At 43.1% G+C, this 23,739-nt stretch carries 20 protein-coding genes and 1 pseudogene; 8 read left to right on the top strand and 13 right to left on the bottom strand.

Annotated elements, in window-relative coordinates; genetic code table 11:
* Positions 1 to 98: 98 nt before the first annotated feature.
* Positions 99 to 1,679 carry a mechanosensitive ion channel family protein gene (locus tag VRUMOI_RS07490; RefSeq protein ID WP_162598349.1) on the bottom strand — a complete coding sequence of 527 codons (1,581 nt, stop codon included), beginning with the start codon at positions 1,677 to 1,679 and terminating at the stop codon, positions 99 to 101.
* Positions 1,680 to 2,052: 373 nt separating this feature from the next.
* Between VRUMOI_RS07490 and speA the strand changes: the two genes are divergently transcribed.
* Both speA and speB read left to right on the top strand, forming a co-directional pair.
* Complete coding sequence (gene speA / locus VRUMOI_RS07485; RefSeq protein WP_089139757.1) at positions 2,053 to 3,966, top strand: arginine decarboxylase; 1,914 nt, start codon at positions 2,053 to 2,055, stop codon at positions 3,964 to 3,966.
* A gap of 2 nt (positions 3,967 to 3,968) precedes the next feature.
* The gene (gene speB / locus VRUMOI_RS07480) at positions 3,969 to 4,904 is read left to right on the top strand and encodes an agmatinase (protein WP_089139758.1); all 936 of its coding nucleotides are present in this window, start codon (positions 3,969 to 3,971) and stop codon (positions 4,902 to 4,904) included.
* A gap of 204 nt (positions 4,905 to 5,108) precedes the next feature.
* Here speB and VRUMOI_RS07475 read toward each other — a convergent pair whose 3' ends face one another.
* Both VRUMOI_RS07475 and VRUMOI_RS07470 read right to left on the bottom strand, forming a co-directional pair.
* Positions 5,109 to 6,014: a 1-aminocyclopropane-1-carboxylate deaminase/D-cysteine desulfhydrase gene (locus VRUMOI_RS07475; protein WP_089139759.1), complete on the bottom strand. Its 906-nt coding sequence runs from the start codon at positions 6,012 to 6,014 to the stop codon at positions 5,109 to 5,111.
* A 218-nt stretch (positions 6,015 to 6,232) separates the two neighbouring features.
* Positions 6,233 to 8,608 (bottom strand): YgiQ family radical SAM protein, encoded by a 2,376-nt coding sequence (locus VRUMOI_RS07470; protein ID WP_089139760.1) that lies wholly within the window; start codon positions 8,606 to 8,608, stop codon positions 6,233 to 6,235.
* 130 nt (positions 8,609 to 8,738) lie between these two features.
* Between VRUMOI_RS07470 and elbB the strand changes: the two genes are divergently transcribed.
* The 3 genes from elbB (at position 8,739) to VRUMOI_RS07455 (ending at position 10,586) form a co-directional block, all read left to right on the top strand.
* Entirely contained in the window at positions 8,739 to 9,383 is a 645-nt protein-coding gene (gene elbB / locus VRUMOI_RS07465; RefSeq protein WP_089139761.1) for an isoprenoid biosynthesis glyoxalase ElbB, read from the top strand.
* A 201-nt stretch (positions 9,384 to 9,584) separates the two neighbouring features.
* The gene (locus tag VRUMOI_RS07460) at positions 9,585 to 10,259 is read left to right on the top strand and encodes a hypothetical protein (RefSeq protein ID WP_089139762.1); all 675 of its coding nucleotides are present in this window, start codon (positions 9,585 to 9,587) and stop codon (positions 10,257 to 10,259) included.
* Positions 10,260 to 10,391: 132 nt separating this feature from the next.
* The gene (locus tag VRUMOI_RS07455; protein WP_089139763.1) at positions 10,392 to 10,586 is read left to right on the top strand and encodes a DUF4250 domain-containing protein; all 195 of its coding nucleotides are present in this window, start codon (positions 10,392 to 10,394) and stop codon (positions 10,584 to 10,586) included.
* A gap of 562 nt (positions 10,587 to 11,148) precedes the next feature.
* Here the strand turns inward: VRUMOI_RS07455 and metR are convergent.
* The gene (gene metR / locus VRUMOI_RS07450; RefSeq protein WP_089139764.1) at positions 11,149 to 12,060 is read right to left on the bottom strand and encodes an HTH-type transcriptional regulator MetR; all 912 of its coding nucleotides are present in this window, start codon (positions 12,058 to 12,060) and stop codon (positions 11,149 to 11,151) included.
* Positions 12,061 to 12,494: 434 nt separating this feature from the next.
* On the opposite strand from metR, the gene metE reads away from it, so the two are divergent.
* Positions 12,495 to 14,843 (top strand): 5-methyltetrahydropteroyltriglutamate--homocysteine S-methyltransferase, encoded by a 2,349-nt coding sequence (gene metE, locus VRUMOI_RS07445; protein WP_089139765.1) that lies wholly within the window; start codon positions 12,495 to 12,497, stop codon positions 14,841 to 14,843.
* An 88-nt stretch (positions 14,844 to 14,931) separates the two neighbouring features.
* On the opposite strand, the gene VRUMOI_RS07440 is transcribed toward metE, so the two are convergent.
* Positions 14,932 to 15,738, bottom strand: coding sequence for an SPOR domain-containing protein (locus VRUMOI_RS07440; RefSeq protein ID WP_089139766.1), 807 nt, complete (start codon positions 15,736 to 15,738; stop codon positions 14,932 to 14,934).
* Positions 15,739 to 15,985: 247 nt separating this feature from the next.
* Positions 15,986 to 16,435: an META domain-containing protein gene (locus VRUMOI_RS07435; protein WP_174208800.1), complete on the bottom strand. Its 450-nt coding sequence runs from the start codon at positions 16,433 to 16,435 to the stop codon at positions 15,986 to 15,988.
* A gap of 220 nt (positions 16,436 to 16,655) precedes the next feature.
* Here VRUMOI_RS07435 and VRUMOI_RS07430 point away from each other — a divergent pair, with 220 nt between their 5' ends.
* Complete coding sequence (locus VRUMOI_RS07430) at positions 16,656 to 16,916, top strand: DUF1289 domain-containing protein (protein WP_089139768.1); 261 nt, start codon at positions 16,656 to 16,658, stop codon at positions 16,914 to 16,916.
* A gap of 22 nt (positions 16,917 to 16,938) precedes the next feature.
* Positions 16,939 to 17,670, top strand: a complete 732-nt coding sequence (locus tag VRUMOI_RS07425) for an SDR family oxidoreductase (RefSeq protein WP_089139769.1) — start codon at positions 16,939 to 16,941, stop codon at positions 17,668 to 17,670.
* A 70-nt stretch (positions 17,671 to 17,740) separates the two neighbouring features.
* Here VRUMOI_RS07425 and VRUMOI_RS07420 read toward each other — a convergent pair whose 3' ends face one another.
* The 7 genes and pseudogenes from VRUMOI_RS07420 to VRUMOI_RS07395 all read right to left on the bottom strand — a co-directional run bounded on the left by VRUMOI_RS07420 (position 17,741) and on the right by VRUMOI_RS07395 (position 23,670).
* A complete protein-coding gene (locus VRUMOI_RS07420; protein WP_089139770.1) occupies positions 17,741 to 17,950 on the bottom strand; it encodes a hypothetical protein in 210 nt (69 codons plus the stop codon).
* Between the two features lie 270 nt (positions 17,951 to 18,220).
* The gene (gene rplY / locus VRUMOI_RS07415; protein WP_089139771.1) at positions 18,221 to 18,499 is read right to left on the bottom strand and encodes a 50S ribosomal protein L25; all 279 of its coding nucleotides are present in this window, start codon (positions 18,497 to 18,499) and stop codon (positions 18,221 to 18,223) included.
* 166 nt (positions 18,500 to 18,665) lie between these two features.
* Positions 18,666 to 19,667: a gluconate operon transcriptional repressor GntR gene (gntR, locus tag VRUMOI_RS07410; RefSeq protein WP_089139772.1), complete on the bottom strand. Its 1,002-nt coding sequence runs from the start codon at positions 19,665 to 19,667 to the stop codon at positions 18,666 to 18,668.
* 75 nt (positions 19,668 to 19,742) lie between these two features.
* Positions 19,743 to 21,242 carry an NADP-dependent phosphogluconate dehydrogenase gene (gene gndA, locus VRUMOI_RS07405; protein ID WP_197712958.1) on the bottom strand — a complete coding sequence of 500 codons (1,500 nt, stop codon included), beginning with the start codon at positions 21,240 to 21,242 and terminating at the stop codon, positions 19,743 to 19,745.
* A 15-nt stretch (positions 21,243 to 21,257) separates the two neighbouring features.
* Positions 21,258 to 21,746: pseudogene (locus VRUMOI_RS19415) on the bottom strand (gluconokinase); the annotation flags it as partial.
* A 57-nt stretch (positions 21,747 to 21,803) separates the two neighbouring features.
* Entirely contained in the window at positions 21,804 to 23,126 is a 1,323-nt protein-coding gene (locus VRUMOI_RS07400) for a TRAP transporter large permease (RefSeq protein WP_089139774.1), read from the bottom strand.
* Complete coding sequence (locus VRUMOI_RS07395) at positions 23,119 to 23,670, bottom strand: TRAP transporter small permease subunit (protein WP_089139775.1); 552 nt, start codon at positions 23,668 to 23,670, stop codon at positions 23,119 to 23,121. The genes VRUMOI_RS07400 and VRUMOI_RS07395 overlap by 8 nt, the downstream gene beginning before the upstream one ends.
* Positions 23,671 to 23,739 lie beyond the last annotated feature (69 nt).

Raw genomic sequence — 23,739 nt, 5'->3', positions numbered from 1 at the left:
TAGCCTTTCATGTAGTTAGATCAATAAAAGCCAGATAAAAAAACGCCCTTATCATCATGGTGAATAAGGGCGTTTTTGGAATGTTTTCTATCAATGATTTAAGCGTCTGGAAGGTCTTTTTTTATTGCCGCAGCTTGCTCACTGGTGATATGTAAATGCACATCACGTTGTGGGTATGGAATATTGATGCCTTCCGCGTCAAAGCGCATTTTGACTTCACGAGTACAATCACGCATCACATCCATATAATCATCGGTTCTGACCCATGGTCGAACAATAAAGTCGACAGAGGATTCTCCTAAAGTATTCACTTTAATGATTGGTGCTGGCGTTTTTAATACTCGCTCATCGGCGGCGAGGATGTCTTCAAATATTTTTTCAGCTTTTGGAATGGAATCTTTGTAGCCAATGCCAAATACCATGTCGACCCGACGTACTCTTTCGTAAGTTCGGTTGATGATCACTTCCATCCAAATTTTTGAGTTTGGAACCAATAATACTTCGTTGTCAAAGGTTCGAATGGTGGTATTCACTAGGCTTACGTGGCTTACCGTTCCTTCAACCCCAGCGGCGTTAATCCAATCGCCTTCATCAAATGGGCGATAGATAAGCAGCATCATGCCAGAGGCAAAGTTAGAGAGGGTATCTTGTAGCGCGAAACCAATAATGATACCGGCCACCCCTAAACCTGCAATCACAGGCGTTAGGTCAAGCCCGACTTGAGCCAGTGCAATTAAGAGTGCCACACAAAAAATCATTTTGACTGACATTGATACAATAAATTGTTGCATCAAATTACTGAGTTTTAAATGAGGCGCTCTAACTGCTTTCTTTAAAATTGTCTGGGTAAATTGAGCAAGAATTCTGGCAATCACCATGATCAAAACAAACATGAAGACATTAAAAATCATGTTAGGACTATTGGTTCGAAACCAACTGCTAAATTGATTCGCCCAACTGATAACGGTTGATTTCAATACCGCCCAACTGAGTAAGTCATGAGTGATATCACCAGTCGCAATAAATAGTTCATGTCTTAATTCAACGGTATTGATGTTCAGGGAGTCGCCAGTATCGACTAATAGTGCTAAGGCTTTACTGTAAGTATCAATATCGCGTTGTAAGTAAGAGACTTCCAAATTAATTTGATCAGTTTGCCCTGCCGGTAGGCCATCTAATTGGCTTTGAAGTAACTCTTTATGTCGAAGTGAATAATTGAGAGCGGCGGAAGTATAGTGGGCAAGTTCCTCTAAACGAGCCGCAAAGGATTTTAGCTTATCATCGACATTGACATCCAGTTTCTGTAGCCAAGCGTAGTTTTGATATTGCTCGGCGTACAAATTCGCTTGTGCTGTGCGCATTTCATTTAATGGAATCTGTTTTAATAAGCGTTCATCTTTACTGGATTTTTCAATATCCACTTGCATTGAATCGAGCTTACTTTCTACGTATTTAAGATAAAATTCGTAATATTTGGTTTGCAGTTCTATTTGTGACGTTAAGAATTTTACATCATGATCCTTTCTATCAATTGCGTTATTGAGCTCTTTACGCAATTTCTGGTTCATATTGTAAATTTCTAATTGAACAATGGATAAGCGATCACCTTTTAATGTTTTCGCTTTATCAGCCAAACCTTTCATGGTGTTAGTGATTTGAATAATCTCACTTTTGCTCAATGCTTCTTCATTTTGTTGTGCAAATGAAGATCCCGAAAAAGTGATTAATAGAATAAGCAGAAAATTGAAGTAATAGCGCATAGTTGTATTGTCTTAACGTTATAGATTATCGCTATTATTGCTGACTTCAACTGAAACGCAACAGGCTTATATTATTTATGGTTATGCCTGTGTTAAACCTGCACTTTTCTGGGTGTTTTCTCGCCTATAGAGCATTTAGTTTGTTTGTTTTTACGACAAAATTTTCTCATTGGACTCATTTTCTATTTTATAAGTTAATGCGCGTGAACTCGCGCACGCTTCATATCTTATATGCGTGCTAACTTGCTGATTAAATATGAAAAACATTTAATGCAAACGGAAAGGTAATAATGTGGAAAATTCTTTGAACTTAGAGCAAATTCGCGCTAACTATAATGTACGCCATTGGAGCCAAGGCTTTTATGGAATTAATGACGCAGGTGAAATGACCGTGTCGCCTCGACCTGGGCAAGAGCACTTACAAGTGCCATTGAGTACGATAGTTAAACAAATGGAAGCGAAAAACTTAACGCTGCCCGCTTTGGTTCGTTTTCCACAAATTTTGCATCAACGTGTGCACAATGTGTGTCATGCCTTTAATCAAGCGATTGAAGAATATAATTACAGTAACCGCTACTTATTGGTTTATCCGATTAAAGTAAACCAACAAAAAGAAGTGGTGGATGAGATTTTAGCCAGCCAAAAAGAGTTGGAGCAAAAACAGCTGGGTTTAGAAGCAGGCAGTAAGCCTGAACTTCTTGCGGTATTGGCGTTGGCGCAACAAGCCAGTTCGGTGATTGTGTGTAATGGCTACAAAGACCGTGAATACATTCGCCTTGCATTAATTGGCGAGAAGCTTGGCCATAAAGTTTTTATTGTTTTAGAGAAATTATCAGAACTCGATTTAGTGCTGTCTGAAGCGAAATCGCTAGGTGTGACGCCGCGTATGGGCTTGCGTATTCGCTTAGCGTCACAAGGCGCGGGGAAATGGCAATCAAGTGGCGGCGAAAAATCGAAATTTGGCTTATCGGCTAACCAAGTATTAACGGTGATTAATCGTTTAAAAGCCGAAGATCAGCTTGATACGTTACAGTTAGTGCATTTTCACCTAGGCTCGCAAATGGCCAATATCCGTGATGTGCGTAATGGCGTGAGTGAAGCTGCGCGTTTCTACTGTGAGTTACGTGATATTGGTGCTCAGTTAGATTATATGGATGTCGGTGGCGGCTTAGCGGTGGATTACGATGGTACTCGTAGCCAATCGCATAGCTCGATGAACTATGGTTTGGCGGAATACGCGCGCAATATCGTTGCAACGATTGGCGATATTTGTCAGTTATATAACCAACCTGAACCGACGATTATTTCAGAGTCAGGGCGTTCATTAACCGCCCACCATGCGGTATTGATCACCAATGTTATCGGAACTGAAAGTTATAAAGAAGAAGAGGTGTTTGCGCCTGAAGATGAAGCTCCAACGTTATTACACAACATGTGGCGTAACTGGGAGATCTTATCTCAAGGTACTGATGACCGCGCTTTAATTGAAATTTATAACGATACTCAAAGCGATTTAGCGGAAGCGCATAATCAATTCGCCACTGGTGTGATCAATTTGCAACATCGCGCTTGGGCTGAACAAGTGTGTTTACGTATTTGTTATGAATTGCGTAACCAGTTGAACAATAAAAACCGTTTTCATCGTCCGATTATGGATGAGTTGAACGAGCGTTTAGCGGATAAGTTTTTCGTGAACTTCTCATTGTTCCAATCTTTACCGGATGCGTGGGGGATTGATCAAGTGTTCCCTGTGATGCCTTTAACCAACTTGAACCAAGTGGAACAAACGCGCGCAGTGATGCTCGATATTACTTGTGATTCAGATGGCGTGATTGATCAATATGTGGATGGACAAGGCATTGAAACGACCTTACCCGTGCCGCGTTGGGATAAAGATACACCGTACTTGATGGGCTTCTTTTTAGTGGGTGCTTATCAAGAAATTTTAGGTGACATGCACAACTTGTTTGGTGATAGCCACTCGGTGGTGGTGAATGTGAATGATGCTGGTGAATCGGAAATTGTATCAATAAACGAAGGCGATACCGTGGAAGACATGCTGCGTTATGTTCATATCGATGTGGATGATATTCGACGTAACTACCGCGAACTGGTGGCAAACCGAGTTGATGCTTCAGAGCAAGAGAAGATTCTTGCTGAGCTTGAACAAGGGTTATCTGGATACACATATTTGGAAGATATATAACAATGAATAAGTTTGATGATCTGTTTAATAAGCCAGATTACTCACTGTACTCAAACTCAATGAGTTTTGTGCGTCGCCCAATGGTGCAAAACCCAGTTGAAGCAGATGCAGATGTTGTGGTGCTAGGGGTGCCGTTTGATATGGCAACCTCTGGCCGTTCTGGCGCGCGTATGGGGCCGGATGCGATTCGTCGCGCGTCTGTCAATTTAGCGTGGGAAAGCAAAAAGTTTCCGTGGAATTTTAACTTATTCAAACACACGAATGTAGTCGATGCGGGTGACTTGGTATTTGATTGTGGTGATGCGGAAGATTTAACTCAACGTCTTGAAGCGGCTGCGACTGAAATACTGGAGAGTGGTAAAACACTGTTGAGTTTAGGTGGCGATCATTTTGTGACACTGCCTTTACTGCGCGCTCATGCGAAAAAGTACGGAGAAATGGCGCTGATTCATTTTGATGCGCATACCGATACTTACAGCAATGGCAGTCGTTACGATCACGGCACCATGTTTTATCATGCGCCCAAAGAAGGGCTGATTTCACGTGAGCATTCCGTGCAAATTGGTATTCGTACCGAGTATAAGCAACAAGGTCACGGTTTTAATGTAATTAATGCCATGGAAGCCAATGATTTGTCTGCGAGCGAAATGGTCGAAAAAATCAAAGCCATCGTTGGTGATAAGCCTGTGTATTTGACTTTTGATATTGATTGCTTAGATCCTGCTTTCGCACCGGGTACCGGAACGCCAGTATGCGGCGGCATGACATCGGATAAAGTGCTAAAAATACTGCGTAGCTTACAAGGTGTTAATTTAGTCGGAATGGATGTAGTGGAAGTGTCACCAGCATACGATCAAAGTGATATTACGGCTTTGGCTGCGGCAACCATTGCGTTAGATTTGTTGTATTTGTGGACTCAGCAGAAGAAGCTTGTTTAATTGTAGCGAGGACGCTGGCGCTCGAGAGCCGTTTTCGGGCGCTTTGCTGATCGTATCTTGAGTAAAAGCTGCCTTCGCGAAACGAGCCACTTGGGCATAGATTCTGCTTATAATTAACAAGGATTTTCCTGACTAGGGCTAGGTTGATAGACCGACTCTGTTAACGCGATTGCTTAACGACTCGCGACACGAAGCGCTCTCGGATCACGCTTTAATCTTTCTCTTGTAACGCTTTGCCATACTAACATTACCGAGTAAACCACCTTGGTGAATATACAACAGCGGTTTGTTCGGGTTTTCAACTCGCCATTGTTGTAAGCATTGCCACATGTATGGGTCGTAGAGTAGGTCGAACTCGACACCGGTTTGTCGTTTGAGCGCTTGCCAGATTTGGTAATCCAACGAATATAGCTTACCAAACTGATGCTTTGCTTTTTCCGCTGTCGTGAGAATTACAGGATGCAGCGGCTCATGTAAACCATCAAATTGTTGAGTAAGGTACTCTTTACCGCCAACACAAGCACAAGTGATCACGTTGATATTGTGCGGCGTGAGGTGCTTGGTTAAATAGAGTGCAGTGGTTCCGGTGCCAGACGGTAGGGCAACGGTTAAGGCACTAATGGAGTGTGAGCTTTTCCAATCAATAATTTCTTGTGCTAACTGCTTGATGCCTCGTTCGGCAATCGGGCTTCTGCCACCTTCTTCGACAAATAAACATTGGTCATCTGGTTGACGGATCTGCTGAATATAATCACTAGGGTGAAGAGCAGAGGGGAGCTGTCTGACCTCAATGATTTTCGCGCCTAACTCTAATGATGCTTGATAGTTACCCACTGGGTTTTGCTTTAACCAGCTAGGGATGTGGTCGACATAAAATTCGAGTTGCCAGCCTTTGAGTTTGGCGAGTGCCGCAAGGCTGTATAGTGAATTGGCTTGAGGCGAACCATATCCGATAAGCGTCGTGACATTAGGATAATCATCTTCAAGAAGCGCCATAAACTTACGGGCTTTATTGCCTGAAAATTCAGGATGAAGCAAGTCATCTCGTTTTAAATAAAAAGGATGACCGTTGAAGGTGTGGTGGGTTATTGGTGTATTGGCTAGTTTCATTTTGACCTTTGTCATCCCGTACAACGAGCGAAGCGAGTGAAGATACGGGATCTCCTAAAGCCTAATTAAGTGCGTAATGAGTTGTAGGAGATCCTGAATCGCGTTCGTCCCTCACTTGTTCAGGATGACAGAATGTTCATATCTCGTAACTCGAACGCTGTTTCGCTCTTTCAAGCAACGAGAAGCGTAGCGCTCGAGATCCGAGTTACGCTCTACAACTACCTCGCGCGACTACCCGCAGGTTTACCTTTCGGCTTACCCTTAAAGCCTGCTGATTTACCTTGATTTGGTTTAGCTTGGCCAGCCGGTTTGCGATTCGCGCCTGCTGGTTTTTTATTGCCAGTCGTATTGTTAGCGGATGCTTTATTATTGCTGGTAGACTTACCATTTTTCTGTGGACGCTCACCACCTAAGCCCGGTTGACCTTTCGCTCCGGTATGCTTAGTCGCAAAACGGTTTGCACCATGACGGCCTGACTTACGGCGTTGTGCTGGCGTTAAGCTATCAACCGCATCCTCAGCCGGCACTAAACAGCTTGGCTTATCACCAATTAAATGCTTTTTGCCCATGCCAATTAATGCTTCACGGATCATCGGCCAGTTAGCCGGATCGTGATAACGTAATAAACCTTTGTGTAAGCGACGTTGACGCTCACCTTTCGCCACCGGCACATCTTCGCGTTGTTTGTATTTAACGCGTTTTAATGGGTTGGTTTCCGAGTAATACATCGATGTTGCATTACACATTGGCGATGGGTAGAAGTTCTGAACCTGATCGCACTCAAAGTTATTGCTCTTGAGCCATAGTGCTAAGTTGAGCATATCTTCATCTTCAGTACCCGGGTGAGCCGAGATGAAGTAAGGGATCAAATATTGTTTTTTTCCCGCTTCCGCACTGTATTTTTCAAACATTTGCTTGAAGGTGTCATAAGTGCCCATACCCGGCTTCATCATTTTATCGAGAGGGCCTTTTTCGGTATGTTCTGGCGCAATTTTTAAATAACCACCGACGTGATGGGTAACCAGCTCTTTCACGTATTCTGGTGACTCAATCGCTAAGTCATAACGAACACCTGAAGCAACCATCACTTTTTTAATTCCCGGCACTTTACGTGCAGCGCGATATAAATCAATGGTGTGTTGATGGTCGGTATTGAGCTTATTACAGATCCCCGGGAACACACACGATGGGCGACGGCAGTTGGCTTCGGCTTTCGGATCCGAACAACCTAAACGATACATGTTCGCTGTTGGGCCACCTAAGTCCGAAATGGTGCCAGTAAAGCCGGGAACTTTATCGCGAATGTCTTCCATCTCACTCAAAATAGATTCTTGCGAGCGGTTTTGAATAATACGACCTTCGTGTTCAGTGATAGAGCAGAATGAACAACCGCCAAAGCAGCCACGCATGATGTTTACCGACGTTTTGATCATGTCATAGGCTGGGATTTTCGCCTTACCATACATAGGGTGAGGGACACGTGCGTAAGGCAAACCAAATACAAAATCCATTTCTTCAGTTGCAAGTGGGATCGGTGCTTGGTTAACCCATAATTCACGGTCGCCATGCTTTTGAATTAAAGCACGGCCAGAATACGGGTTGGTCTCCAAATGCATAATACGGCTAGCATGAGCGTATAAAATTCGGTCGTTATTGAGCTTTTCAAAAGGAGGCAAACGAACCGCCGTGCTTTTAGAGTCATGGCGTGGTTTGCGATCCAATTTCGCAGGTTGTGGCTGGATCTCAATTACTTGAGCTTGAGCATTTTGCGCATCGGCCGCTTGCTGATCTTTTGATTGAGTATCACAGTTGCTTTCTACTTCATACGGATTCATTGGCACAAACACCGCTTTGCTTGGCTTTTCAATACGTGAAGAGTCAATAACAGTGTAGCCTTCTGGTACCGCTGGTAGGTTAACCGCCGTACCGCGAATGTTGGTCATTTCGCTGATCGGTTCTTGGTTGGCAAGGCGATGCGCCACTTCAACCAATGCTCGTTCGGCGTTACCAAATAATAGAATGTCGGCTTTAGCATCAAATAATACCGAACGACGCACTTTATCTGACCAATAATCATAATGGGCGATACGGCGTAAGCTGGCTTCAATGCCACCTAAAACAATCGGTGTTTCTTTGTAAGCTTCACGACAACGCTGCGAATAGACTAAAGTCGCGCGATCGGGACGTTTACCACCTTCGTTGTTTGGTGTGTAGGCGTCATCGTGACGAAGTTTTTTATCTGAGGTGTAACGGTTGATCATTGAGTCCATGTTGCCTGAGGTGATACCGAAAAACAGATTCGGTTGACCTAGCTTCATGAAGTCATTTTTATTTTCCCATTTAGGCTGCGCAATAATACCGACACGAAAGCCTTGTGCTTCCAGTAAACGGCCAATGATTGCCATACCAAAACTTGGGTGATCAACATAAGCATCACCAGTGACGATGATGACATCACAACTGTCCCAACCTAGCGCATCCATTTCTTTGCGGCTAGTCGGTAGGAAAGGTGCAGGACCAAAGCACTCCGCCCAATACTTAGGGTACTGGTCGATAGGGGTTGGTTTGCTAGAAAGTTGGATGTCGCTGTACATAAATTCACCTCAAATTTGGGATGCCAAAGTATACAGACTTCGGGCAAGATCGACTAGGATAAAAGAAACTATTTTTTATCGTATAGACCCTGTAATTATAGGGGTTTAAACCGTTAACCAAGGAGTTTTCATGTCAAAGCAAGTTGCTGTTATTTTAGCTGGATGTGGCGTTTATGATGGATCAGAAATTAACGAAGTCGTATTAACCTTGTTAGCGCTTGAAGAGCAAGGTGCTCGTTATCAATGTTTTGCCCCTAATATTGAACAAGCGCATGTATTGGATCATCTTTCTGGTGAGGAGCAAAGCCAAACCAGAAACGTGTTGCAAGAAGCGGCTCGGATTGTGCGTGGTAATGTTAAAGATATTGCAGAATTAAAAGCGGCTGATTTTGATGCCATGATCATGACCGGCGGTTTTGGTGTGGCTAAAAACTTATCGTCATTTGCTTTTAAGGGGCAAGACTTCGATATTTTGCCATGCATTAGCAAAGCGATGAAAGCGTTCCATTCAGCAGGAAAAATTGCCGGATATATGTGCATTGCTCCGGTGCTATTGCCCAAAGTATTTGAAGGGGTGAAATGTACGATTGGTAATGATGTTGATGTAGCCGGAGCGATTACCGCACTAGGTGGGCAGCATGTTGAATGTTCGGTCGATGGGATTGTTGTTGATGATCAATACAACATTGTGACGACACCTGCTTATATGCTGGCAGAAAATCTAAAACAGGCAAAATCAGGGATTGATAAATTAGTCGCGCATATTTGTTTGTAGAGTCTGTTCGAGCGTTATTAAATCTTAACAGTCATCTCGGCACCATAGCAAAACCAAGCCACTCAATATGGATTGAATAAATAGGGCATTGAGTGGCTTGTTTTATTGTGACTGAGTTTTACGGAGCGTGGATTAACCAAGATTTTTATCATTAGTTTTGATAGAGTCCACCCCCAGTTAATTATCTTGGATTCAGCCTTCATGTATTCTTTTTTATTAAATGTTATCCCGCCAATGTTATTTGGTGCTCAATGTGTTTTGTTAATGGTGTTGATCAAGGGGGATATTTGTCCAGGTCAGCGCGGTCGCATTCATAAACAACTGCCGGTGATTGGGGTCGCGTGGCTGGCGATAAGCCCGTTATTTTGGCCACTAGCTTCTGTTGGGATCTTAATTCTTGCTTTCTTTTCTCAGGTTAAAGTGAGTAAAACTCGCGATTCAGGACCGCTTTGGTTACTTAAAGTCGCCAATGGTTTTGCGTTAGCCTATAACGTATTTTTCATTCTAGGTGCAGAGCGTCCGCAAGGCTTGTTTATACTATTCGCTATGCTGTTCTTAGGTGCAGGGTTAAGCCATGTACTTCTCACTTTCGCGCGCACTCGCTTACAAGCTTTTCATCGTTTATTACCGGTCGCTGGTATTGTCGGTGCGATGCTGATTTGCTTAGCGGTTTTGTGGCAGACACAGCAATACAGCTTGAGCTATTTGCATAATACAATTTGGCCGATGGTTGGATGCTTTATGTTGATTTTGCTAGGCATTATTGCTTCAACCTGGCATATATTTACCCAGAAAACCATCACTAAAGCACAGCCAGCGATTGGCCTAGTTATGAGTCTCGCCGCCATGGTCGGTTTTGCGGGTTTACTCTTTTAAATTAACCTTGCTTCATTTGATTTATCGAGTGTTTCGTCAATAGCATTTTTGCATTGTTTTTTGCTTCATCACAGAAATTAGCCAAAACAACAACTATCCTTATATTGTGACTTTTTTGAAAGGAGCAGTTAGATGGATTTAAGTAATGTAAAACGTTGGGATAGCGTGATTCTACTTGGTATCGTCAATGAAAAACTAAGACTAGAGTGTGATAGCTTCGATGAACTGGTCACTATGTATGAAATGGACGTAGAAGATCTGGTTGGTAAGCTTGATGTGCTCGGTTATCAATATGATCCTTTGACTAATCAGTTTAAGGCGAGGTGAGTTTGCGAGTCTCGAAATCTCGTTGCTCGTGACTCGAAAAAGAACCACCCTCGAGTCACGAGATGCAAAGCGCTCGAGCAACGAGCTACGTTAAATCACTTATCTTTTTGATAAACCACCTTACGTAGTTCGAAATCTCGTTGCTCGTGACTCGAAAAAGAACCACCCTCGAGTCACGAGATGCAAAGCGCTCGAGCAACGAGCTACGTTAAATCACTTATCTTTTTGATAAACCACCTTACGTAGTTCGAAATCTCGTTGCTCGTGACTCGAAAAAGAACCACCCTCGAGTCACGAGATGCAAAGCGCTCGAGCAACGAGCTACGTTAAATCACTTATCTTTGTGATAAACCACCTTACGTAGTTCGAAATCTCGTTGCTCGTGATTCGAAAAGAACCACCCTCGAGTCACGAGAAGCAAAGCGCTCGAGCAACGAGTTACGTTAAATCATTTATCTTTGTGATGAATCAACTTCCGTAGTTCGAAATTTCGTTGCTCGTGATTCGAAAAAGAACCCCCCTCGAGTCACGAGAAGCGAAGCGCCCGAGCAACGAGCCACGCTTACACCATCTTTATCCCATCCAAATGACTTTGGCACTGCTGCTTCGCGGTGCTAAAGAACGCCTGTAAATATCGCTTCTCTTTCTCTGAATGTCTGGTGGCGGCAAATAAGCGTCGCCATAATCCTTTGCCTAATGGTTTACTGGTGATTAACCCTTGGCGTGAAAATTCACTGATTGCCCAGTTGGGTAACGCCGCCACACCTAATCCAGCCGACACCATTTGTACCAACATTAAAGTATTATCCGCTTGTTTCCATTTCGCTGGTTCAACGCCGGCAGGTTGCAGGAAATGTTTTACCACATCTAAACGCTGTTTTTGTACTGGATAGGAAAGCATCGTCGTTGCGGCTAGATCTTTGGGTTCGATGAATTCTTTCTCAGCCAATGGATGATTAGTGGCAGTGATTAAACGCATTTCAAAATCAAATAACGGTTCATAATGTACTTCAGAGCGCGGCTGAATATCGGATGTGATCACCAAGTCTAATTCACCCGCCACCAATGCAGGTAAGGGCTCAAAGCCAAAGCCTGATGAAAAATCAAGCGTGACGCTCGGCCATGCGATTTGATACTCCTTTAATGCAGGCATCAGCCACTGAAAACAAGAGTGGCATTCGATTGCCATGTGCAGACGACCATTCATATCTTCTTTTAAACTCGCGATATCATTTTCTGCTCGGGCAATTTTGGGCAGTACTTCATCGGCCACCTTTAAAATGATTGTGCCTTCTGAGGTAAATTTGATCGGGCGAGTTTTACGTAGAAATAGTTTCCCCCCAATACGAGATTCAAGATCTTTCAATTGATGGGATAACGCCGATTGGGTGAGGTGCAGGGCGGTCGCGGTCGCAGTTAATGAGCCGGTATCACGTAAGACTGACAATGTCCGTAAATGCTTTATTTCTATCATTACTCATCCTCATGATGAAAAACTTTCCCTTAGAATTACTAATAATACCAATCGTACTAATTATCTGTTCATCCTTGCTTGTTAAAATGCTTGATAACTGCGTTAAACTTTTCGTTTATGAAGAAGTTGACTGTAGAATAACTACTTATCGAAAATTTTTGCCTTGTTCTCAAGCCTTTTCCCGTCGCAATTTCTGACCACCTAATTAGCGTGATTGGTATAAAACTACTCCCTTATTGCCTTTATGTAAACGTCTAGATGGCTATTTGTCGTTATATGTTGAATTAATTTCATAATGATTGTGAATGAATAGACATTGCTCATGTTGATAGAAAGGCAGATGATTTAGCCATCTAGACGGATTTCGAATCGATAAGGTTTTGCTTCGAGATCCGAGTAACGAAAGTTTAAATTCATGAAAAGGCAGGGACAGTATGACGACACAAACCAAAACCATCACCCATATTCTCGGTTATCCACGCATTGGTGAAAAACGTGAGCTGAAATTTGCTCAAGAACAATATTGGAAAGGCGAGATTGATCAAAATGCCTTAAAAGCAGTAGGTAGTGAATTGCGTCAGCGCCATTGGAATGACCAAGCGGCGAGCGGTTTAAGTTATGTTGCGGCGGGTGATTTCGCATGGTATGACCATGTACTCACAACCAGTCTTCTTCTTGGTCATGTGCCAGCAAGACATTCGAATGGCGGTTTTCCAGACTTAGACACTTTGTTTAAAGTCGCTCGTGGCCAATCTTCAAATTCGGAGTCGTCTGCTTGTGGCTGTGGCTCCAATCATGAAGAAAGCGCAGGGGCAGCGGCATCGGATATGACGAAATGGTTTAATACCAATTATCACTATATTGTGCCGGAGTTTAGCCAAGACGACAGTTTCCAAGTGAGTTGGCCACAACTATTTGACGAAATAAACCAAGCGATTCAAGCCGGCCACAATGTGAAGCCAGTATTATTAGGGCCGCTCAGTTATTTATATTTAGGTAAAGAAGTCAATGAAGACGAAGTGGCCAATGGCTTTGATCGTTTATCACTATTGGCTCGAATCCTGCCTGCTTATCAAGCGATTCTTGCAAAATTAAAAGCGCTGGGTGTCGAGTGGGTACAAATTGATGAGCCGATTTTAAGCCTAGAGTTAGAAGATAAATGGTCGAGTGCGTTTAAACTGGCTTACCAAATCCTTCAAGGAGAAGTGAAGCTATTATTGACCACGTACTTTGATTCTGTGGAAGATAATCTCGCTAAAATTGTTGAGCTACCAGTGAATGGTTTGCATATCGATTTATCCGCATCACCTGAGCAATTAGAAGCGGTCAATAAAGCGATTCCTCAAGACTGGGTATTATCGGTTGGGGTGATTAATGGTCGTAACGTATGGCGTGCCGATCTTGAATCTTGGCTTACAAAATTGCAACCAGTCAAAGAACAGCGTGGTGAGTATTTATGGGTGGCGAGTTCTTGTTCCTTGTTGCATAGCCCAATTGATTTGGATTTGGAAACAGAGCTATCAGAAGAAGTGAAAAGCTGGTTTGCATTCGCCAAACAAAAACTCAATGAAGTGAGCTTATTAGGCGCCGCATTAGATGGCAATGGTCATGCGATTGAAGCTTGTACCAGTTATAGCCAGCCGATCAAAGCGCGTTTACATGCCGATCATGTCAATAAGCCGCAAGTGCAACAACGTATTCAATCATTAACCCAAGATTTGGTTGAGCGTAGTGCAACTTATGCAGAGCGTGCTCACCACCAAGCAGAAGTCCTTGGCTTGCCATTGTTACCGACCACGACCATAGGTTCGTTCCCCCAAACCGCCGAAATTCGTCAACAGCGTAGTGCATTTCGTGCCGGTAAACTAAATGCAGCAGATTATGAGCAGGCGTTAAAAGGTCATATTCAAGATGCAGTGAAGCGTCAGGAGGCATTGGGTTTAGACGTTTTGGTGCATGGTGAAGCTGAGCGTAATGACATGGTGGAATACTTTGCTGAGAATTTAGCGGGTTTTCAAGTCACTCGTTTTGGTTGGGTACAAAGTTATGGTTCTCGCTGCGTAAAACCGGCGATTGTGGTAGCGGATATTGAACGTGAAAAACCAATGACGGTTGATTGGTCGGTATACGCACAATCGCTTACCTCAAAGCAAATGAAAGGCATGCTGACTGGGCCTGTGACAATTTTATGCTGGACGTTCCCGCGTGAAGACATCACTCGTCAGCAAATTGCTCAACAACTGGCGTTTGCATTACGTGATGAAGTGGATGACTTACAAAAAGCCGGCATTAATATTATTCAAATCGATGAACCGGCGATCCGTGAAGGCTTACCGCTGAAAAAACGCGACCACAAAACGTATTTAGAGTGGGCGGTTGATGCGTTTAAATTGTCAGCAGCCAGTGCTAAACCTGAAACCCAGATCCATACGCACATGTGTTATAGCGAGTTTAACGAGATCATCGATTCGGTCGCCGCGCTTGATGCGGATGTGATCACCATTGAAACGTCGCGCTCAAATATGGAATTACTTAAAGCATTTGAAGAGTTTAATTATCCAAATGAAATTGGTCCGGGTGTGTATGACATTCACTCACCAAATATTCCGACGCAAGAGTGGATTATTGGTTTGCTGGAAACGGCGGCGAAAAAAATTCCAGTTGAGCGTTTATGGGTAAATCCAGATTGTGGTCTGAAAACCCGTAACTGGGCAGAAACCGAAGCGTCGTTGCATAATATGGTTGAAGCGGCGAAAACACTACGTAAGCAATTTCAATTATAAGTTATCAATTAAATATTGAACGCAATTAAAGCCAGCCATTGTGCTGGCTTTTTCTTGGTTTCTCGCTTGGCGAAAAGGGATTGGTGGGTTATTGGGTCACACAAATAACATTGAAATAGGATTCTGGGCTGTGTGCCTTGGTGATGATTTGATTTTGAATTCGAGTGACGGTTTGATTTGGAGCCAGCCAAAATTGTGATTTAACCGCATATTTCATTACAAAGTTCATGTTGGACAACATGTAATTATAATCTCTCGCATTGGCAATTTTACTGTTGGACTCATGGCATACCGCTTGAGCTTGCTGAAAGGTAAAGCTTCCAATATAGGTCTTATTATAGTGCGTCGTTTTACCTTGATAATTTTCATCATAAATCGGTAATAGCGCGGTTGATCCTCCCAGCGAAAAAATTGGGACCATATCGGGCATGACGATGGTGATGGATGAATCGGGCGTTGCTGTACCATTTTCATCTATCGATGATAACGAAATAGTTTCCGGGCTTTGGGATTGGGTATATAACTTGATGAGTGCATCGCGATAGCCTCGGCGTTTCAGTTCAGAAAGTGCTTGTTGGGCACCATCAAGGGTGTTGACGGGGCCAATTAATAGGCGGTATCCATGGTTGAAAGGTTGGGCTGCAATTGGAAGCGTAAACTGACTTTGTATATCGCCTTTGATCTTTAAATAGGATTGAAAGCTAGAAGCAAACAAGTATTGAACAAAATAGTCAGTAGAGGGGGAAATGCTTTCGAGAGCATTAGCATTGTACGGCGTTAAAACACAATCTTCGCTAATTAGGTATTCATTACCGATGGTCGATTGAATGATTTTGCATGCTTGAGAATTTGATGAAATTGATAATAATAAGACAGCAAAGCAATATTTAAACACAGGCAAACTCCATTTCGACTCACTCCTTCCGTTAATCGATCATATAGCACAAGTCTATATCCAAGTTACGCCAATAGGTGAATTTCAGTAAGAACCAAATAAGATTTAAGTTAGGAAAATTGAAGACAACCACCATTTTGCTATTTTGAGTTCAATTTAACATACATAAAAACGAGATTGCTTGAGTAAATAGAGCGCTCATAAAAATGGTGATTCAAGATTAAATAAACGGATTTACTCAAATCTATTAGTTGACCCAGTCACGTAATGTGTAAGTCAGCGTATGTTGGTCATTTGATAAGGTTAGTGTGTCTTTTCCTAGATCAATTTTGCTCCATACGGATAGTGTGCTAGCGACGGCACGTTCAGTATTCATCGCTTCGCCTTGACACATTTTCATGGTCATCGCCATTTTCTCTATACGGAACTGACCCGTTTTAGGATTGATTTCTGCTTGGCCGTGGAAGCCATTGCAACCTGCGTTGCCGTTAGCGTTCATTGCTTCTCCAATTTCTAGATCAGCTTGAGAACCATTCGGTGCTTTTGCTACTTCTTTGCCATCAACTTCACTGAGTACCCAATGGTGATGCTGTAAATCGGCAGGTGTTACAAAATCCGCTTTATCTGTTGAAGAACAAGCAGCAAGTAGAACAGGAATACTTAATGCTGTGAGCAGCTTTTTCATCGGTTTCTCCATATCGGTGGACTATGCTTTATCAATAATGAAAGTAAAAGCGATAGGTGTTATTTATATTTTTATAGATTAGCAAATTATTGCCGGATAATCATTAGACGCCAAAGGGTTAAAAAAGTTTGAATGTTTACATTTATTGACAAAGTGATTAATTTATTACAAGAGTGTAACGGTCAAGTTACCAGCATAGAATGAATATCTTTAAGGGTGTGAAGGAGGGCACATGGAACAATTAGAGTTTTTTTCAGTGCCCAGTCCGTGTGTTGGGGTTTGCACAGTAGACGATAAAGGGTATTGCCAAGGTTGTATGAGAAAGCGAGAAGAGCGTTTCAATTGGCTTAACTTTAGTCCTGCGCAACAAAGGCACATCATCAAGTTATGTAAGCAACGCTATTACCGTAAACGCTTAGCGCAACGTAATGCGATTCCGGTTGTAAATGTCGAAGATGACGCGGATTTGCCTCCTCAAGGAAACTTATTTTAAACCGATGATTCACAAGGAATGTATGAATAAGATTGTATTAGTGACTGGTGGGAGTCGAGGCATTGGCGCGGCCACATCAAGATTATTAGGCCTGCAAGGTTATTGGGTTTGTGTGAATTATCGTCAAGACCGTGCTAGTGCAGAGAAAGTGGTTACAGATATTGAGGCTCAAGGTGGACGAGCTTTAGCGGTTCAAGCGGATGTTGCAATAGAAGAACAAGTCAAATCGATGTTTGATGTGATCACGAAAACTTTCGGTAGTGTGACTCACCTAGTTAATAATGCCGGCATTCTATTTACGCAATCAAGATTATCAGACATCAGTGTCGAGCGTTTTAATCAAGTATTACAAACCAATATGATCGGTTGTTTCTTATGTTGTAAAGAGGCGCTTAAAAGCATGCCGGAATCCGGCGCGATTGTGAATGTGTCTTCTGCCGCATCTAGAACAGGAGCACCGAATGAATACATTGATTATGCGGCTTCAAAAGGCGCGATGGACAGTTTGACTAAAGGGCTATCTATGGAACTGGCCGCGCAAGGAATTAGAGTTAATGGTGTGCGACCGGGTTTCATTGATACCGAAATGCATAAAGATGGTGGAGAGCCGAATCGAGTTAAGCGACTAGCAAGTAAAATTCCACTACAACGTGGGGGTACGCCAGAAGAAGTCGCACAATCTATTGCTTGGTTATTATCTGACGAGGCTTCATTTGTGACCGGGAGCTTTATTGATATTGCTGGTGGTGTCTAAAATGCGACGTCACTGATCTGGTTAAAGCCTAATGAAAAGTGACGCCACAAGCGTAATGCGGGTGAATCGGTCACTCAAAATCACCTTTACACATATCGATTGCACCATATAAATCATCGTGACTTAAGCGCTTTTTATCTAAACGACTTTTGGTTTCCGCGCCAAGAGCCTGTAGTTTTTTACGGTTATCTGCGGTTTGGCGTAGCCCCGCATGACGCAAACAGCTATTTAGCTCATGATCTTCACTAAAGTTGACGTATTTACTATCTATCGATGCCATAAGAAACTCCTTATTTAATGGGGGAGAGCGTTTTACGCTTTAAGGAGTATAGAATCTAAATTTGAAGTGGATCGAAAAAATTGATGTTATCGCTTGATGGATGATTTTAGTTCTGCAGGAAGGTGGTGAAGCTGTTGGTAAAAGCTAGAAAGGTGAAAGCCCGAAAGTTGGTAGCAATCGGGCTTTCTAATTTTTATTGAGTATCGAGTGGTAAATTCGAAATCAATGGTATGCAAAAGGTGGATTCATCGAATCAAAGACTGGTAGGTCTTAAACGCGGATGAAGTCCATGTGCTCAACTTTAGGCTTGAACGCGTGACGTTGAACGTCTTGCGGCTTAACCTTAACTTCTTTGCCGTCGATCACAAGAACGATACCTTCGTAAAACTCAGGCTTGTCCATTTGGTTGATCACGTCAGAGTGAATTAGAGCGATAGAGATAGGCGCAGCTTCTCCACCATAAACGATTGCTGGGAATTGGCCAGCGTGACGTAGGCGGCGGCTCGCACCCTTACCTAGTTCAGTACGTACTACTGCTTCAAATTTCATAGTATTTACTCTCAAATTAGTAAATTAAAAGATGTTTAATCACGTAGCGACCTAGTGATTAAGCGTTGCTCCAAGCTAATGTAAAATAATTAAGCGTTGAAACGAGCGCGGATACTATCATTCAAATGGCACCAGAGCAATAGAAAGCCACTGAATTATAGTGAAATTAGACACTCTCTCTTAGCGATATTTTAAAGCCTAAATCAATGGTTGGTCTTGTCACAGGGTGGCCTTCTAATCGTTGCAGTATTTGTGTGGCTGAAACGATCCCCATTTGTTCCCGAGGCGTTATCACCGTCGCCAGTCTAGGCACCATAATGTTGGATAAATCATGGCCATGAAAACCTGCAATACCGATGTCTTGTGGGACTCGAATGCCAAGGCGTTGGCATTCGTAGATTGCCCCAACGGCTAAATCATCATTGGTACAAAATATGCCATTTGCCTGAGGGTGTTCGCTACGCATTTTGTGTAATAGGTCAGCGCCTAAAGTAAAAGAAGATGCATTGGTTGTTTGCAGGCTAATTGGCGTTAAACCATGTTCACGCATCGCTTCTTCATAACCGGCTAATTTCAATTTGGTTCGAACGTCTAATCGAGCGGCAAAGTATACGATCTGATCATGTCCTTTTTCGATCATTGATGTGGTCATGGCTTTGGCGGCGGCATGGTTATCAAAGCCAACCGCTTGTTCAATCGGTTTTGAAACTGAGTCCATGATTTCAATGACCGGAATACCCGCGGTTTTCAGCATCTTTCTGGTACGTTCACTATGATGATTTTCCGATAATATGAGTGCATCGACATTATAAGAAAGCAACATTTCGATGCTTTTTTCTTCTTGCTGTTCACTGTAACTATAGTGAGCCAACATCAACTGATAGCCTGCGGGTTCGGTGACGCTTTCGATACCGCGAATGATTTCCGCAAACACTTGGTTGGTTAAAGAGGGAACTAAAACGCCAATCGAGCGACTTTTCGCATTAGAAAGAATATCGGGGGCACGGTTTGGTATGTAGCCAAGTTCGTCCACGGCTAATTGGATTTTTTCGCGTAATGCATCGGAGACGTTGTTAGGATCTCGTAGGCAGCGACTTACTGTCATTTTTGTCACACCAACAAGGTTAGCAATATCTTGGAGTGTTGGCCGTTTATTTTTCGGTGCCATATAATTCTCGATTACTTCCAGTCCAGTCAGTGATATATCGTGTGAAAGAGGGGGACTTTCACACGATATCAAAGTTTAACGTTTTACTTCAATTCTTGGGGATTGACTCCATTCTACATGGTATTTATCTGATTCAGGTTGATCGATTCGAGAATAAGTATGTGAACCAAAAAAGTCTCGTTGCGCTTGCAATAAATTAGCTGGTAACGTCTCGCATCTTATGGAATCAAAATAGCTTAATGCAGAGCTTATCCCAGGCATTGGGATCCCATGTAGACTGGAATTCGACACGGTTTTTCGCCAGTTTAATTGTCGATTTTCTAGTTGATGAGCAAAGCGTTCTGCGAACAATAAATTGTCTAACCTAGGTGTATGTTGATAGGCGTTGGCAATGTCTTGTAGGAAGGTTGCTCTGATAATGCAGCCAGCTCGCCAGCCTTTAGCTATATCCACAAAATTGAGTTGCCAGTTTTGTTGCTCAGAGGTGGCTTTCATTAAATCAAATCCTTGAGCATAAGCGCATAATTTGGCGCAATATAACGCATCATGAAGCTCATTGATGACCGCTGGTAGGTCGGTTTTATCGATAGGTTGCGTCTTCGCTTTCAAGCATTGAGCGCCAATCAGACGTCGTGACTTTAAGCTACTTAATGAACGGGCGTATACCGATTGGGCAATCGTCGGAGTTGGGCAGCCAATTTCTAGGCTATTGATCGCCGTCCAGGTTCCAGTGCCTTTTTGTCCTGCGCTATCTAGGATCACATCGACCAGTGGTTTATTGGTGGAAAAATCTTGCTGTTTTAAAATATCTGCTGTGATTTCAATTAAATAGCTATTGAGTACCCCTTGATTCCATTGCGTGAAAATGTCGCCAATCTCATGGGGCGTGAGCTCAATAGCATCGCGTAAATAATGGTAAACCTCGCAAATTAACTGCATGTCGGCATACTCAATTCCGTTATGCACCATTTTAACGAAGTGGCCAGAGCCACTTGGGCCAGTATAGGTCGCGCAAGGTTCACCGTCGTGAAGAGGAGGAACGGGCACACCATGAGAATCGACTTTTGCAGCAATGGCATTCCACATAGGTTTAATCGATTGCCATGCTTGTGCTGATCCGCTTGCCATTAATGCTGGGCCAAAACGCGCGCCTTGCTCACCACCTGAAACAGCCGTACTGAAAAACTGCAATTTCCCTTGATATTTTGTTTCACGCGCAATGGTGTCTGTCCATAAGCTATTGCCAGTATCAATCACAATATCTTGAGGCTCTAATCCCGCTTTTAGCAAATCATCGATAACGTGTTCTACGACGTTGCCTGCCGGAATGGATAAAGCAATCACACGTGGTGACTCAAGGGCGTTGAGTAATGTCGATAATTCATCGCATGCGATAAAAGTCCCCTTATTGAGCTGTTGGGCTTCTTGGGATGTTGCGGATAAATGTTGTTTATTAATATCAAAACCGGCGACATTAAATTGGTTATCTAGTAGGTTCAAGGTGAGGCTTTTTCCCATCACACCAAGCCCGATCATGGCAATATGGCAAGGGGGGGTAGAGTGTGTATTCGGCATAAGCGTTCCTTGATTTTGATGTAATTTCTCTTGGATGTTGAGTAAAACGGTTTCTACAGGTGGTTTTATATCAATGAAGATAGCCTCACTTGGAAGAGGCTCAACAAGCGCATCAAACTGACTTTCTAACATGGATTTGCCATTAAACCAGTGATTGGCCCTTTTTTGATGACGTTGCCAAATCGTTTCAAACTCGCCTTGTAAGTAAATGAAGGTGAGGTCTTCATTGTTGGTACGTAGAATATCTCTGTATTCCGGTTTTAACGCGGAACAAGCAATCACCGCCGATTCATTATCAATGAAGAGTTGGTTAAGTGTGTGTAACCAATCAACGCGGTCGTCATCCGTTAAGGGGATCCCTTGGCGCATTTTGTCGACATTGCTTTGCGGGTGAAAATCATCGCCGTCGAAAAAAGGGTAATTTAAGTGTTGTGCAAGTAAGTGACCAATGTGGCTTTTCCCACAGCCGGAAACGCCCATCACTACTATCTTTTTATTGTTCATAATACTGCCTTAGCTAAGCCTTAGAATACTAAGGCCAGCGTGATAATTGTGATTAATTTACTGCCACCATAGGGCGAGTTGAGGGAAGATAATAACCAAAGCCAATGCCACAATTTGCAATCCGATAAATGGCAGCAAAGATGAGAATATTTCACCTAAGCTAATATCTTTCGGTGCGACGGATTTGAGATAAAAGGCAGCAGGGCCAAATGGTGGCGATAAGAATGACACTTGCATATTGAGGCAGAACACCACGCCAAACCAAATAGGATCAAAACCAAGGTTGATGATGATGGGTACAAAAATTGGCATAGTTAATAGCGCGACACCCACCCAATCTAAGAACATACCTAAAACCAGCAAGATCACCATCATGATTAATAGCGTGCCCATGGCATGACCACCACTTAAAGCCAGAATGGTTTGTTCAACAAAATCAATGCCGCCCATTAGGTTATAAACCCCAACTAAAGCGGTGGCGCCAATACCAATCCAAATGATCATGCCGCAAGTACGCATGGTGGCGATGGCACTTTCTTTGAGCATGGTCCAATTCATTTCTTTGCGAATGATCGCACTCACCATGATGCCCACAACACCTAAAGCCGATGCTTCGGTAACCGAGGCAACGCCGGTGTAAATACTGCCTAGTACAACCGCAACGGACAAGATTGGAAAGAATAACGCTTTAAAATAACTCGGGCGATTTAATGCATCTTCTGCTAATTCTTCTTTGGTTGGAAGCGGCGCTAAACTTGGGTTTAAAAAGCTGCGAATCAGTACATAAGCGATGTATAACAACGCCAGAATGAGAGCAGGAACAAAAGAAGCTTTGAATAGATCACCAATAGAAACACTCGCGGTTAAACCATAAATGATCAATACGATACTTGGGGGAAGCATAGTACCTAATGCACCGCCGGCGCAGGTGGTACCAATCGCCAGTTTTCGGTCATAACCTAAGCGCAGCATTTGTGGTAGTGCAAGAATACCGAGTAACACGGTTTCACCACCAATAACGCCTGACATAGAAGCAAGTAGCACGGCAACTAATAGCGTTTGTACGGCCACACCACCACGAACGTTACGCCCAACCGATTTCATTGCATCAAATAAATCACGTGCAATGCCGGAGCGATCAAGAAGGGCGGCCATTAAGACAAACATAGGGACCGCAAGGAATATATAGCCGTCAACAAAGCTAAACATGCGACTAGAGATCAGGGGAAGGGCGTCTACACCGAACCAACCTAAAGTAAAGAACAAAGCAACAAAGCCGGTAACAAAAGCCAGTTGCATACCGGTTAGCAATAAACCGATCATCATCACCAGCATGAGTAAGCTGGCGTAGCCAATTCCAATAGCAGATAAATCAAACATCTTTACCGCTCCTTAATGCTTTGATTTCATGGATGATATGAAGAATAAATTGCAGCGATAAAATGCAAAAAATAACGAAAATTAGTGCCTTTAATAAAGCTGGGTAAGGCGGATTGAAATAAGAACCGGAGGTTTCAAGGCGAAATTCGCCCCAAGGGGTATACCAAGCGGTTGTTGTCATGATGTAGGAAGCCCATGCCATCATCAGAGAAAAAGCCAGGCCGACAATATGGTGTACCATATTCAATGCGCGGCGCGTTTTGGCGGATACAGCGTCATAAATCAACACCACCCTTACGTGTTTATCGGTTGCAAACGCATAGATACCGCCGATCACAAATAAGCTACCGCCAACAAAAGAAGCGGTTTCGTGTACCCAGGTAGTTGGGGCATCAAACACATAACGCATTAACACTTCATAAAAAGAAATAAACACGGTCAAAATGAAAAGCAGACTAAGGGCATGGCTGATCTTAATTATCCAAGCATCAAGACGATTTTTAGGCGCATCTTCAGCCTCTGGCGGCGTTGGGACATCCTTCATAACACAACCTATTTAAACAAACAAAAGAGAGTAATGAGGGCGAAGAATGTCGCCCTCAGGTAGTAAACG

The organism is Vibrio rumoiensis, from assembly GCF_002218045.2.
Lineage (GTDB): Bacteria > Pseudomonadota > Gammaproteobacteria > Enterobacterales > Vibrionaceae > Vibrio > Vibrio rumoiensis.
Note: the sequence above shows the minus strand (reverse complement) of the source record. Positions and strands in the feature narration are given on the sequence as shown.

Coding starts and splice junctions, on each gene's coding strand:
- speB (WP_089139758.1), top strand. CDS start 3,969: ATGAATAAGTTTGATGATCTGTTTAATAAGCCAGATTACTCACTGTAC.
- VRUMOI_RS07475 (WP_089139759.1), bottom strand. CDS start 6,014: ATGAAACTAGCCAATACACCAATAACCCACCACACCTTCAACGGTCAT.
- VRUMOI_RS07470 (WP_089139760.1), bottom strand. CDS start 8,608: ATGTACAGCGACATCCAACTTTCTAGCAAACCAACCCCTATCGACCAG.
- elbB (WP_089139761.1), top strand. CDS start 8,739: ATGTCAAAGCAAGTTGCTGTTATTTTAGCTGGATGTGGCGTTTATGAT.
- VRUMOI_RS07460 (WP_089139762.1), top strand. CDS start 9,585: ATGTATTCTTTTTTATTAAATGTTATCCCGCCAATGTTATTTGGTGCT.
- VRUMOI_RS07455 (WP_089139763.1), top strand. CDS start 10,392: ATGGATTTAAGTAATGTAAAACGTTGGGATAGCGTGATTCTACTTGGT.
- metR (WP_089139764.1), bottom strand. CDS start 12,060: ATGATAGAAATAAAGCATTTACGGACATTGTCAGTCTTACGTGATACC.
- metE (WP_089139765.1), top strand. CDS start 12,495: ATGACGACACAAACCAAAACCATCACCCATATTCTCGGTTATCCACGC.
- VRUMOI_RS07435 (WP_174208800.1), bottom strand. CDS start 16,435: ATGGAGAAACCGATGAAAAAGCTGCTCACAGCATTAAGTATTCCTGTT.
- VRUMOI_RS07430 (WP_089139768.1), top strand. CDS start 16,656: ATGGAACAATTAGAGTTTTTTTCAGTGCCCAGTCCGTGTGTTGGGGTT.
- VRUMOI_RS07425 (WP_089139769.1), top strand. CDS start 16,939: ATGAATAAGATTGTATTAGTGACTGGTGGGAGTCGAGGCATTGGCGCG.
- VRUMOI_RS07420 (WP_089139770.1), bottom strand. CDS start 17,950: ATGGCATCGATAGATAGTAAATACGTCAACTTTAGTGAAGATCATGAG.
- rplY (WP_089139771.1), bottom strand. CDS start 18,499: ATGAAATTTGAAGCAGTAGTACGTACTGAACTAGGTAAGGGTGCGAGC.
- gntR (WP_089139772.1), bottom strand. CDS start 19,667: ATGGCACCGAAAAATAAACGGCCAACACTCCAAGATATTGCTAACCTT.
- gndA (WP_197712958.1), bottom strand. CDS start 21,242: ATGCCGAATACACACTCTACCCCCCCTTGCCATATTGCCATGATCGGG.
- VRUMOI_RS07400 (WP_089139774.1), bottom strand. CDS start 23,126: ATGTTTGATTTATCTGCTATTGGAATTGGCTACGCCAGCTTACTCATG.
- VRUMOI_RS07395 (WP_089139775.1), bottom strand. CDS start 23,670: ATGAAGGATGTCCCAACGCCGCCAGAGGCTGAAGATGCGCCTAAAAAT.